We start from the raw sequence: 13008 nt of genomic DNA on the forward strand, positions 1-13008 counted from the left end.
GGTCAGGCGATTCGCGCCGCGGCGTACCGCTCGGCGTCGGCATAGCGCTGCGCTCCGGACCGCAACGCGACGGCGATCGCGACCGAGGCACGTGACCACTGCGACAACTGCGCCGTCAACCGCTCCAACTCGGCCCGTAGCGCATCCCCGCGCGCGGTGTACGCCCGTCCAGCCGTTGCGCCGCTGAAAGCCAACGCCGCCAAGTGATCACAGACCGCGCTGTCGACCAGATCGGCAGCAGCCCGCAGCTGATCGGCAACTCGATGTACCGCCGCGACGTCGATTCCGGTGCGGTCAAAAGTGGCTTGTCGTATTCCCATGCCTAGTCCGACGCCGGACTCCCCATGCGGGTTCCAGCGAAAAGGAACTAGCGCTGGTCGCTGACCGCTTCGGCGACGCGATTGGCCACCCGCTGGGCGATGTCTTCTTCGGGCGCTTCGACCATGACCCGGATCATCGGCTCAGTTCCCGAGGGGCGCAACAGGATTCGACCGGTGTCGCCGAGTTCGGCCTCGGCCTCGTCGACCGCGCTGCGCACCGACGGCGCCGCGGCGGCGGTGTTCTTGTCGGCAACCTCGACGTTGATCAGCACCTGCGGAAACGACTGCATCGGCGCGGCGAGGTCGGCCAGCGACATGCCGGTCTGCACCATGCGGGTCATCAGGCGCAGCCCGGTGACGATGCCGTCGCCGGTGGAACCCAGCGCGGGCATCACGATGTGGCCGGATTGCTCGCCGCCCAGGCTGTATTCGCCGGACCGCAGTTCCTCGAGGACATAGCGGTCCCCGACGCCGGTGGTGCGGACGCTGACGCCCGCCGCGCGCATCGCCTGATGCAGTCCGAGGTTGCTCATCACGGTGGTGACCAGGGTGTTGGAGGCCAGCTCACCGGCTTCCTGCATGGCCAGCGCGAGCACCACCATGATGGCGTCGCCGTCGACGAGTTCGCCCCTGGCGTCCAGCGCCAGGCACCGGTCTGCGTCGCCGTCATGGGCCAGGCCCAGGTCGGCGCCGTGGGCGAGCACCGCGGCGCGCAGCGAGTCCAGGTGCGTCGATCCGCAGCGGTCGTTGATGTTGAGGCCGTTGGGCTCGGCGTTGATCGCGATGACCCGGGCTCCGGCGGCGTGGTAGGCGCGGGGTGCGGCCGATGACGCCGCGCCGTGGGCGCAGTCGACGACGACGGTCAGGCCGTCGAGTGGCAGCGTGTTGGCCTTGCCGACGTGGCGCAGGTAGCGATCGGCGGCGTCCTCGGCGTCGATCACGCGGCCGATCGCGGCGCCGACGGGTCGCGCGCCCGGCCCGGCGGCGACCAACGACTCGATCTGGTCCTCGGTGTCGTCGTCCAGCTTGTGGCCGCCGGGCCCGAAGATCTTGATGCCGTTGTCGGGCATCGGGTTGTGCGACGCCGAGATCATCACGCCGAAGTCGGCGTCATAAGCGCCGGTCAGGTAGGCCACCGCGGGGGTGGGAAGGACCCCGACGCGCAACGCGTCGACACCCTGGCTGGTCAGGCCCGCGATCACCGCGGCTTCGAGCATCTCGCCGCTGGCCCGCGGATCGCGGCCGATCACGGCGATGTGCCGGCCCGGTTTTCCCGGTCCCGCCAACCGCCGCGCGGCCGCGCTGCCCAGCGATAGTGCCAGCTCAGCGGTCAATTCGCGATTGGCGACTCCGCGAACACCGTCGGTGCCGAATAGTCGAGCCATCGGACAAACCTCTCACAGTGACGTCATGCGCACAAAGTGCACTTCCTTTTGTGACCGCAACCGCGCATGTTTGTGCGCCGACACGCCGAAAGGGTGCCCAAAAGACGCGCAACGATGCTCCCCCCGTGAAACAGGGGGAGCCCCGCCGCGGCCAGAAAGTGATCGCTGATCAGCGCTTGCTGTACTGAGGTGCCTTACGGGCCTTCTTGAGGCCGTACTTCTTGCGCTCGGTGGCGCGCGGGTCACGGGTGAGGAAGCCGGCCTTCTTCAGCGGGGGCCGGTCCTCGGGCTGGGCCAAAATCAGCGCCCGGGCGATGCCCAGACGCAGCGCACCGGCCTGACCCGACGGGCCGCCGCCGTGCAGCAGCGCGTAGACGTCGAAGGTCTCCAGCCGGTCGACGGTGACCAGCGGGGCCTTGATCAGCTGCTGGTGCACCTTGTTCGGGAAGTAGGCCTCCAGGCTGCGCCCGTTCAGGTCGAACTTGCCGGTGCCGGGCACCAGGCGCACCCGCACCACGGCCTCCTTGCGGCGGCCGACGGTCTGGATGGGCCGCTCGAGCACGATCGGCTCGCTGGACTTGGTCGCGGGGGCCTCGGCCGGGGTCTCGGCGGTGTCCGCCGGGGCTTCCTCAGTGGTCACCTCGACGACCACCTCGGTGGTCTCCTCAGGCGTTGCCTCGTTGGTCTCGGTCACTGGGCCACCTGCTTGATCTCGAACGGAACCGGCTGTTGCGCCGCGTGCGGGTGCTGCGGGCCGGCGTAGACGTGGAGTTTGCGCTGGATCTGCTTGCTGAGCTTGTTGTGCGGAAGCATGCCGACGATCGCGTTCTCGACGACGCGGGTGGGGTGCTTCTCCATCAGCTCACCGATCGTGCGCTTGCGCAGACCGCCGGGATAGCCCGAGTGGCTGTAGGCCAGCTTGCTCTGCAGTTTGTCGCCGCTGATGGCGACCTTGTCGGCGTTGATGACGATGACATAGTCGCCGCCATCGACATTGGGGGCGAACGTCGGCTTGTGCTTACCGCGCAACAGGGTGGCTGCCGCGACGGCAAGGCGACCAAGCACTACGTCCGTGGCGTCGATGACGTACCACGACCGCGTGGTGTCACCCGCCTTTGGCGCGTAGGTGGGCACAGCGCTTACCTTTACTTTCTCTCGGGTGGATCCCGGTTCGAAGCCGGGTGCCGGTCAGGGCGGCCCTGGCGGGTCTGCGGTTGGGGTTTGGTCTCGGCGACCGACATTGACCCGAGTCCCCGGCGTACCGCACGCCAACGGAGCAGCTTACCGACCCACATCCCCGCAGGTCAAAATGACTGTGCGGTCCCGACGGCTCTCCTTCCGCCGGGACCGCACAGTGGCTCGTGCGGGCGCTACCTTGCCCAGACGCCCGCCGCCCGGCGGTCGGCGTCCGCAACCTCGTCGGCGCCGTCACGCACCGCGTTTCCAAGGTCGACCAAGATCTCGTTCAATGCGGTGGCCGCCTGGTGCCATTTGAGCTGCTCAGCCTGGTAGGCGGCGGCCGCTTCGCGGGTCCAGAGCTGTTGCAGCGGGGCGATTTGCGAGCGCAATTCGTCAAGCGCCGCATTGAGACGAGCCGAGGTGGTGTGGATCTCCTGGCGCACCGAGTGTTCGATTTCGCCGAAGTTATAGGACAGCACTGGGTCCACCGGAATGTCCTTTCACAGGTCGCCGCCGGCAACGCCGATGTGGTGGGCATGGTTCAGGCCGGCATCGCGCAGCGTGGCCTCGTTGTACCGAATGGTCTCCGCGATCGCGTGCAGCACGTGATACAGCCGCAACGACTCGGCATTCCAGCGATCCACCACGTCCTTGAATCGGGCGGCCGCGAACCCACCCCACACTGATGGCGGCACGCTGCTCATCCGGCCGATGAACGCCTGCAGCATCGCCCGGATCTCATCATTGCGGCCGTCCGTCGTGCCTGCGACCGAGCGCATCAGATCAAAGTCGGTGCTCAGCGTGTGCGCACCTGGCGGTGTAGTCACCCTTCTCCTTCCTCTTCGATACCAAGTACGACCACCTGCACCTCCGTTTGGTTCCCCCCAATTTCCCCCCCGTCGCGAAGGCTCATGCGATCGCGTGGGCGGACCGCACCGCCTCCTCACACACGTCGCGAACGGCATCCTCACCACCGGGCCGGCTCTGACATCCGATGCTGATCCGAACCGATCCATCAACCAACACCGTCCATCGCACGTGATGACTGGCGCGCACTTCGCGATACGTCACGGCGGGGCGTCCCGCGGTAATCCCGGACGGATTGAAGTCGACAAACACCCCCGCGGGCTCGCTGTCGATCGCCAGCTTCAACCGGTCGGCAGTGATGCGCAGCGTCTCGTCGGCAATCGGTGACTGGGTGATGTGCAACGCCACTTCACGATCTGACTGCGACGTGACCTGCACCCGTGCCGAACCCGGCCCCGCGATCACCCGCTGCGTCGTCCAATTCGCCGGCACCGTCAGTGCAACCCGGCCTTCCACGAGGAATGTCGTCGACGCCACCGAAGTCACGGGGGCAACGCCGCGATGACCGCCCACCGCGATCGCCGGCACCGTCGCGGCCAGCACGACTGTGGCAGCCGCGAGACCCCCGGACATCCGGATGCGCAACCGCACCCGATCGGGGTCGACGCCCGACGGCCGCACCCGATCCTTGACGTCGCAAGTCGCCGACAACGCCAACCGAGCTAGCCGGGCATCGTCCACCCGCACTGTTCTCTGTCCGCGTCGGCGCAAGCCGCCGATGAGCAACGCGGCAAGCTCTCGGGCCCCGGCGACGCTGTCAGGCACATCAATCAGTACGGTTGCTGTTGTCCCGCAGGTCATTTCGTCGACGAGACGCACAACCTCTGCAACCACGCTCTGCGAATCCGCCCGCCGCGCAACGGCCACGACATCGTCACCCACGATCGCGATCAGCCGCTCGGCGATCTCCACCACCGGCACTTGCGGCTCCGCCTTCGACACCCGGCGAATCAACCACGACCGCGGTCGCACCAACACATCATCGGACACCGCCGCGGCCGCGCCGGCAACCACATCCACCCGCGCCGACGGCCACCAGGATGGATGCACTATCCGAATCGCTTTCCGCGCCTGCAGATTCCCACAATCCAACGACCGCAGTCCACGGCGCCACAGCCGATCGACGGCGACGGGCAATCCCTCAACCAATGCCACCTGATCGTCAATCGCGTTCAAAGCCACGTGGAGTATTTCCGATGTCTCGTCGGCGACAGTGCTTGTGGCACAACACAGGCGGTGAATCATCCCCGGGCCCGCCGCGATAATGGCGTGATGCCCGGTCACGGTGTCGGACTCCAGCCCACCTGAATTACCTGTTCGTCGCCGGCGTCGTTGACCAAGATGCCACGCCCCGGCGGCAATCGCACCGGACGCCCGGCACCCAACAGCGAGCCATCATCCGGTCGCGCACTCATCATCAGTCCCATGCAACCGATCTCCCGCAGGCCCGCCAGCAGAGGCTCGAACAAGCCGCGCGACGCACCCCCGCTGCGCCGCGCCGCGATGAGGTGCAATCCCAGATCCTGTGCATGCGGCAGGTATTCGAGAACGTCCAACAGCGGATTTCCGGCCGGTGCGGCGACCAGGTCGTAGTCGTCGACGACGACATAAATATCTGGCCCGGACCACCAGGACCTGGCCCGCAGCTGCGCCTGTGTGACGTCCGGCGCGGGCATCCGCCGCTGCAGCAGATCGAGCAGGTCCGGCATCAGCGCCCTGAGCGCAGTGGGCGACATGGCATAGCCGCCGAGATGTTGTGACTCCACGACGCCGAGCAGCGTGCGCCGAAAGTCGACGATCAGTAGACGTGCCTGTGCGGCCGTCCGCGTCCGAACAATTTCGCCGCACAGAGTCCGCAACGCGGTCGTCTTTCCGCACTCGTTCTCTCCGAGGATCAGCAGATGCGAATTCCGCTCGAAATCAATAGCAACCGGCCGCAATCGACGCTCCTCAAGCCCAAGGAGGATCTGCGTGCCGCCCTCGGCGGCCGCCGACTCGACGACGGCACACTGGTCAACGTGCGTGGGCAGCAGCGGTATGGCAGGGGCGGCCAGCTCGCCGTGGCGGCATCGCAATTCGTCTGCGTCAATCGGACGGCACATGACCATGTGCAGACCGTCGTGGGACAGACCGCGGCCCGGACTGTCGCGGGGCACGTCGTGCGCTCGTTTGCGGTCAAGCTCCGAATCGGCCGGATCGCCTAGCCGCAGTTCGATGCGGGTGCCAATCTGGTCTCTCAACGAGGGTCTGATCTCGGCCCAGCGCGAGGCCGACAGCACGACGTGCACCCCAAATGACAACCCCTGGGACGCAATGGCAGTGACCGCGCCCTCCAGATTCTGGAACTCATCACTCAAACTCGCCCAGCCGTCGACGACGAGGAACACATCAGCGCGTTGCTCACAAGACTTGGCCTCCCGAGCGCGCATGATCGATTCGATCTCGGCGATCATGCGCGCGACGAGCCGGGGTTCGGTTCTGCTCGCGATCGTGCCGATATGCGGCAGTGTGCGCAGTGACTCGAACGTTCCGCCGCCAAAGTCCAGACAGTAGAACTGCACCCGCCCCGGATCGTGAGCGGCCGCCAGCGCGGTGATCAGCGTCCGCAGGGCTGTCGACTTGCCCGTTCGGGGAGCGCCCACGACCGCGACATTGCCCGCCGCTTCGGACAAGTCGACCATCAGCGGTGTCCGACACTGCTCGAAGGGACGATCGACGATGCCGATGGGCACACTCAGGCTTGCCGTTCCCGCGTCGCGCAGCAGGCTATCCAGTGGCGGTGCCAGGCCCAACGGGGGCAGCCACACTCGGTGCGCAGTCGGCCCGTGCCCGGACAGCCGGTCCAGCACAGTCCGAAAGATGGTGGGTGCGGGCGACGCGCCTGACCCGGCGACGCGGGCGATCGGTCCGACGGCGTGCGCGGTAAACATCCGCACCGCTGCCGGCATCTGCGGGAGCGCAGAGGCGACGCCACGCGCCGAGCTGTCTGGACCTGACACGAATGCGGTTTGGAAGCGGATCAGCTCGCCGCTGCCGCAACGCAGCAACCCCGCTCCGGGAGTGTTCGGTAGCTCGTATGCGTCGGGTGTTCCCAAGACGATTCGTGATTCGCTGGCGGACAACGTCTTCAAACACACGCGGTAGGACAGGTGCGCTTCCAGCCCACGCAGCCGGCCCTCGTCGAGGCGCTGACTGGCAAGCAGTAGGTGCATGCCCAGTGACCGGCCGAGCCGACCGATCGCGACGAACATATCGGCGAAATCGGGATGCCGGCTGAGTAGTTCGGAGAACTCGTCGACAACGATGAACAGCACCGGCAGGGCGCTCATCATCGCACCGGACCGACGGGCCCGCTCGTACGCGGCAACGCTGGAGCACTTCGCCGTCCGCAGCAACTCCTGCCGACGATTCATCTCACCGGCCAGTGCGTCTCGCATCCGCGCGACCAGCGGCGCTTCCTCTGAGAGGTTGGTGATCACCGCGGCGACGTGCGGAGCCTGTGCCAAGTCGAGAAACGTTGCCCCACCTTTGAAGTCGATGAGGAGCAGGTTCAGCAGCTCCGGAGAGTTCCGTGCCATCATGCCCAGCGCGACGGTGCGCAGCAGCTCCGACTTGCCCGACCCGGTCGCGCCCACACAGAGCCCGTGTGGCCCCATGCCGTCTTCGGCGGCCTCCTTGATATCGAGTTCGAGGGCAACTCCGTCCAGCGTGCGTCCGATCGGAGCGCGAAGCCGAGCGCGGTGATCGTGGCTGCGCCACGCCACGATCGGGTCGTAGCCGGCGACATCGTCAAGACCGACCAGGCCCGGCCATCCTGAATCGCCGCCAGGGTGAGACGCAGTGCCTGCCCGATAGGCGGCAAGACGACGCGCACACATCTGCGCATCGAACGGATTCATCCGGTCGGGGTATGTCAGGGCGTGCACCGCGCCGCAAACCCGAATGGTCAACGGCGAGCGGCTAAGGCCGGAGCCCGTCTGGAGAGTGGTCGCACCCCGGATAGCGCCCGCGCCGTCGACGTCGCCGAGCCCATGCTGGTCGACGACGATCACCGCGCGCGCCGGCAGTTCGGTGCCGGCCAGTGCGCGCTGCATCTCCGCGGCGCTTTCATACAGCATTCGGGCACTGCCTACCGAATCCTTCGCGGTCGGGTGTTGGCAGTGCGGCAACCATTTCAACCACTCCCATTGTGCCCGAGTGTGATCCGCGATAACGGCGGCAATCAACAATCGATCCGGCGGGTGCAGCACGGCGAGCTGGCAGATCATCGCACGCAGCAGTCCACGCACCTCGGCCAAATCACCATCGACAATGACCGACGTTGCTGGGTCCAAGGGAAGGACGATCGGCACGTCGGTGATCGTCTCGTGGGTCCGGATGAAGCGCTGTGCGGCCGCGATGGTGACCGGATCGGTACGCTGCCCGGCCGGCATTTCAGGGGCTACCAGCGTGGCCGAAAGTGGTTGAGTACCGATGCCGACGCGCACCGAACAGAAGTCGGGGTCGCTCGCTCGTCGTTCCCACATCCGCGGACCACCGATCAACGTCCATAACGCAGCGGGGTCGGGGTGACGCCACCTGAGCGAGACGCGCTGTGCTGCAGCGATTTCGATTACCGATAGGCGTAACCGTCTCAGATATCCCAGGTAATCGACACGGTTCGCGGCAATCTCGTGACCGCGCCGATGGCCACGTTGAGCGATCGATGTCAGCACCATCGACACCAGCATCATCACCGGGAAGGCCAGAAATCCGGGGTTGCGGGTCACGGTCGGGCCGGAGAAGAAGGCCAGCGCCATGACTGCGACGGTTACGACGGACATCACAATCGGCAACAGGCGCATCGGCAGACTTGGTGTCGTCAACTGCGGCAGTTCCGGTGGCGCGGCAACGACGATGTCCGCGCTCGCGGCTTGCGTCGGCAGCCGGCGCTGCACCGGCACGAACACCTCAGTCATCCCGGCCCCTCCCCGCGTGCGACGACGGTAAGCAGGGCTGGGAGTGTCCGCAACTCACCTGTGGATGGCCGAATATTGGTATGTCGAAACTGCTTTAAAGTCCGGATCATCCGAATCTGAAGAGGTTGCGTTGTCTGTATCCGATCCGGGGCTTCGCCGCGTGTGCGTGCATGCCGGCACCGCCGTCGTTGACTTGGCCCTGCCGTCCGAGATGCCGGTTGCCACCCTGCTGCCGCCCATCGTCGACACGCTTAAAGCCCACGGCGTCAGCAATCCCACCGCGACCCGGTATCAGCTGTCGATCCTGGGTTCGTCGACCTTGGATTCGTCCACGACGCTGGCGCGCAGCGGTGTGCGCGACGGCGATGTGCTCGTCCTGAGCAGGTCTGAAACGCCGCCACCCACAGTGCGATACGACGACGTAGCAGAGGCTGTGTCGGACACGCTGGACGGCGGGAGGTGGAGTCCGTCCCGAAACGAGTTGACAACGCGTCTTACCGCCGCCGTGGGAGCCGGCTGTCTGTGCGGTATCGGATGCCTGACACTCATTCGAAACACCCTCGCCGCCAATGCTGTCCGTGATCTGAGCCGCACCGCAGGAATCGCTGCGCTCATTGCCTTCGCGGCCGCGATGCTGGCGGCACTCGCAAATCGCACGTACCGCGACGCCGTGGCCGCCCTCACGCTGAGTCTGGTCGCTACGGCATTCTCCGCGGTCGCGGGCTTTCTCGCGGTATCCGGCCCCCCGGGCCTGCCCCACGTGCTTCTGGCGGCCGCGGCAATCGCGGTCACCGCTGTGCTGGCGATGCGCGTATCCGACTGCGGAAAAACAACATTGACCGCGGTGTCGTGTTTCGCGGTGGTCGTTGCCGTCGCCGCGGTCGGAGGTCTGATCGCCGACGTCCCATTGCAGGTGGTCGGTGCGATGTTGGCGGTGGTATCGCTTGGTCTACTCGCGGTTGCGGCACCCGCCGCGCTCGTCCTGGCCGGATTGTCACCGAAGGTGGCCGACCCACATCTAGTGCCGGACGATGTGGCCGCCAACGCTGTTCGTGCCGATGCCTGGTTGGCCAGCCTGCAAGCCGCGTTCTCGTTCTCGGCGGCCACCGGCGCCATCGCCATCGTGGCGACGGGCACACCGCGGCTGGGATGCGCCGCGCTGGCGGCAGCCACCGGTGTGCTACTTCTGCTGCGGGCCACGTCGGTCGACAAAAGAAGGACGTTGGCAAGCGCCATCGCCGGTATGGCCACGATCGGAACAACATTCGGCATTTGCGCGATCAGAGCCCCGGAACGCGCGACGTTGATCGCCGCGGCGACGGCGTTGTCGGTCGCCGGCGCGGTCTACCTCGGGTTCGTAGCACCGCGGATATCGCTGTGCGCCATCGCGCGAAAATGCGTCGAGGTCCTGGAGTGTGCGGTGCTGATCGCCACTGTGCCGCTGGCCTGTTGGACATGTGGCCTCTACGACGCCGCCCGCGGCCTGCATCCGACATGGGGTTGAGGACGTCGCATCTCGTCCGGCTAGTGGCGGTATCGGTGCTGACGGCATTATCGAACTGGGGAATGCCCTCGGCATACGCGGTTTCACCACCAGAGATCGATGACAGGTTATTGCCGAAGCCGGCGTTGCCGGCACCCACGAGACCGACGGTGCAACGCGAGGTCTGCACGATGGTGACCGGGGATCCGGGTCCGGGACGAAACCAGCTCGCAGATCTGGATTTACCGCACGTCTGGCAGCTGACCCGCGGCGCGGGCCAACGCGTCGCGGTCATCGACACCGGCGTTTCGCGTCATCCACGGTTGCCCGAAGTGGTGCCGGGCGGCGACTATGTATTCACCGGCGACGGCACCCAGGACTGCGACGCCCACGGGACGTTGGTCGCCGGAATCATCGCCGCCACAGCCGATTCGACAGCCGATAGTTTCAGCGGCGTCGCCCCCGACGTCACGTTGATCAGCATCCGGCAGTCCAGCTCGAAATTCGCACCGGCCAGCAACCCCTCGAACTCGGGCGTCGGCGATGTAGACACCATGGCGAAAGCGGTCCGGACTGCTGCCGACCTGGGCGCGTCGGTGATCAACATTTCATCGGTGGCGTGCGTTGCGGTCACGTCGGCGCTCGACGACCGGGCACTGGGCGCCGCGCTGGCCTACGCGGTCGACGTCAAGAACGCCGTCGTGGTCGCCGCGGCCGGAAACACCGGCGGCGGCGGACAGTGTCCGGCCCAGCGCCCGGATGCGACCTGGCAGACCATCTCAGTCGCGGTCAGTCCGGCCTGGTACGACGACTACGTGCTGACCGTCGGTTCGGTAAACGCCGACGGGACACCCTCGGCCTTCACTCTTGCCGGCCCGTGGGTCGACGTCGCCGCTATCGGGCAGGGGGTGACGTCGTTGACTTCCACGCCGTTATCCGGAACCAGTTACGCCGCACCGCTTGTCAGCGCACTGGCCGCGTTGATCCGGGCCCGGTTCCCCGCGCTGACGGCGCGGCAGGTGACGCAGCGCATCGAGTCGACCGCACATCATCCGTCCGGGGGATGGAATCCGTTCGTCGGCAGCGGCACCGTCGACGTCCTGGCCGCGGTGAGCACCGACTCCGGCGCGCCCGTCAATGCCGTCAAGCCGCCGCCGGCGCACGTTCCGGTCGCCCCGCCGGTACCGAAGCCGGCGAATTTTGTTGGGCGGGATACCGCGTTGCGCGGTGCGGCCATGTGCCTGGTCGCTCTGCTGTGCGCGCTGATCGTCGGTGCGGCCAAGCGGCGGCTACCAGGATCCCGCGATGGTGTCGCGGGCGACTGAGGCGCCCGCCCTGCTCAGTTCCGGCCCGGACGGGAGTACCGCGATCATCGGCCATGGCACCGGAACAGGGCCCGTCCGCAGACCGAGGTCACGGGCGGCGTCGTCGTCGTGGATCGCGAACCGCACACCGGTGTCGATGACGAGATAGCGGGTGCCCGCCCCGCCGTTGGCCCGCACGTACCCGCTCCGGCCGGGTGGCAGGTAGACAGCATCGAGTGCGGGGCCGCGGCCGTCTGCTTGTGACAACGACACGGGGACCTGGCCGGGCGGAAGCGGCAAGCCACTCGCGGTCAGGATCGCCGCACCCGACGCGGCGGGCCCCGAACTCACACACACGGTGGTGGCGACGATTAGGCCGTCGTCCCCGGGCGCGCGTTCCGGGAATGTCCCCACCGGCAGCGTGTCGACGATCGGGGCGCCCCGAATCACGTCGGGTGCCACCGCGATGATGTTGGCAGCGCCGCGCGAGTCGCCGAACCGCAGGAGATCCGCGGCTACCTGGCCGACGCGCTGGACTCCGGTGCTCAGGACCGCGTAGTACTCGTCGCCGTCTCCGCGGGTGATACGCAGCACACTTCCGACGGGAAAGTCGGGCAGCCCGGCCGCCCTGCCTCCGGCGCTCCGGATTCGTGGCGCCCTGATCGGCGGCGCCTCGGGGATCGTGTTCAGCAAGGACTGCGAAACGACGCTGGGCGGGTGGCCCTCCAGCCGTAATGCGCGCACGACCGCGGTGTCCGCGAGATCCACGACGGCCCGCACGCCGTGGTACAGCAGGTACACCGGCGGACCCGTACCCGGTGCGACCAGCAGTGCCTGATCGCGTGCCAGGCGATGGGCCGGCGCCGCGCCGGTCGGCCCGACGATCACCGTCGTGGCGGTTCCGCCTTCCGTATCGCAGATCGTCCAGACCGCGTCGTCGCCGGATAGCTGTGGACCGACAAGCTGCGGTGCGCCCGGAATGCCCAGCAGCGGACCACGTTTGGTGCGGCGCAGGTCGGATTCCGGCATTGGCTGCGGATTGGCATCGGTGGCCGCGACCAGCCGCGCCGAGGCCAGGTTGAGCACCGGGTGCCAGGTATCGCCGACTCGCACATACAGCGCTCCGGTCTCCTTGCCCATCACGATCTGGGCGTGATCCAGCCGGACCTGGGGCCGTAGCAACCCGATGAATGCACAGCCCAGCGCCGCGACGGCCGCCAGTGCGCAGCCCGCCGTCAGGGGTCCGGTGCGCGCACGCAGCGGCTGATCCGGCGCGCCGGCAGCGCCGCTCAGTAGTGCGCGCTCAAGCCGGCGCAGCAGGAATCGATAACCGCTCACCTGTGCCCAGGTCGTCGATTGGTGGGGCACTGGCCTCCCAAAGTCCGCGAATCCGCAGGTCACAGTAACCGCGTGGCGACGCCTCGCGCCGCCCGTTATCCACAGCCGGATAGGTTTGGCGAGGTCACAATTTGGGTAAAATTGGCGCGTGATTTTTCACCGCATCCGTACCCG

General features: G+C 67.1%; 11 protein-coding genes. 2 read left to right on the plus strand and 9 right to left on the minus strand.

The window, feature by feature from the left end; all coding sequences use genetic code 11:
- Nucleotides 1–2: 2 nt before the first annotated feature.
- From AAHS21_RS00410 to eccCa, 8 genes are all read right to left on the minus strand, one after another.
- Complete coding sequence (locus tag AAHS21_RS00410) at nt 3–320, minus strand: type VII secretion target (RefSeq protein ID WP_342925786.1); 318 nt, start codon at nt 318–320, stop codon at nt 3–5.
- A gap of 47 nt (nt 321–367) precedes the next feature.
- A complete protein-coding gene (gene glmM, locus AAHS21_RS00415) occupies nt 368–1705 on the minus strand; it encodes a phosphoglucosamine mutase (RefSeq protein ID WP_342925787.1) in 1338 nt (445 codons plus the stop codon).
- Nucleotides 1706–1874: 169 nt separating this feature from the next.
- Entirely contained in the window at nt 1875–2345 is a 471-nt protein-coding gene (gene rpsI, locus AAHS21_RS00420; protein WP_342926520.1) for a 30S ribosomal protein S9, read from the minus strand.
- Between the two features lie 50 nt (nt 2346–2395).
- On the minus strand, nt 2396–2839 hold the full coding sequence (gene rplM, locus AAHS21_RS00425; RefSeq protein ID WP_342925788.1) for a 50S ribosomal protein L13: 444 nt from the start codon (nt 2837–2839) through the stop codon (nt 2396–2398).
- Nucleotides 2840–3075: 236 nt separating this feature from the next.
- Nucleotides 3076–3378 (minus strand): WXG100 family type VII secretion target, encoded by a 303-nt coding sequence (locus AAHS21_RS00430; protein ID WP_096284906.1) that lies wholly within the window; start codon nt 3376–3378, stop codon nt 3076–3078.
- 6 nt (nt 3379–3384) lie between these two features.
- A complete protein-coding gene (locus AAHS21_RS00435; RefSeq protein WP_342925789.1) occupies nt 3385–3711 on the minus strand; it encodes a WXG100 family type VII secretion target in 327 nt (108 codons plus the stop codon).
- 82 nt (nt 3712–3793) lie between these two features.
- Nucleotides 3794–5035 (minus strand): type VII secretion-associated protein, encoded by a 1242-nt coding sequence (locus AAHS21_RS00440; RefSeq protein ID WP_342925790.1) that lies wholly within the window; start codon nt 5033–5035, stop codon nt 3794–3796.
- Complete coding sequence (eccCa, locus tag AAHS21_RS00445; protein WP_342925791.1) at nt 5032–8709, minus strand: type VII secretion protein EccCa; 3678 nt, start codon at nt 8707–8709, stop codon at nt 5032–5034. Before eccCa ends, AAHS21_RS00440 begins: the two co-directional genes overlap by 4 nt.
- Before the next feature lie 130 nt (nt 8710–8839).
- Here eccCa and eccD point away from each other — a divergent pair, with 130 nt between their 5' ends.
- Nucleotides 8840–10213, plus strand: a complete 1374-nt coding sequence (gene eccD / locus AAHS21_RS00450; RefSeq protein ID WP_342925792.1) for a type VII secretion integral membrane protein EccD — start codon at nt 8840–8842, stop codon at nt 10211–10213.
- The gene (gene mycP, locus AAHS21_RS00455; protein ID WP_342925793.1) at nt 10204–11517 is read left to right on the plus strand and encodes a type VII secretion-associated serine protease mycosin; all 1314 of its coding nucleotides are present in this window, start codon (nt 10204–10206) and stop codon (nt 11515–11517) included. Before eccD ends, mycP begins: the two co-directional genes overlap by 10 nt.
- Here the strand turns inward: mycP and eccB are convergent.
- Nucleotides 11482–12864: a type VII secretion protein EccB gene (gene eccB / locus AAHS21_RS00460; RefSeq protein WP_342925794.1), complete on the minus strand. Its 1383-nt coding sequence runs from the start codon at nt 12862–12864 to the stop codon at nt 11482–11484. The genes mycP and eccB overlap by 36 nt on opposite strands.
- Between the last annotated feature and the right edge of the window lie 144 nt (nt 12865–13008).

This window comes from Mycobacterium sp. 050272, from assembly GCF_039023525.1.
Lineage (GTDB): Bacteria > Actinomycetota > Actinomycetes > Mycobacteriales > Mycobacteriaceae > Mycobacterium.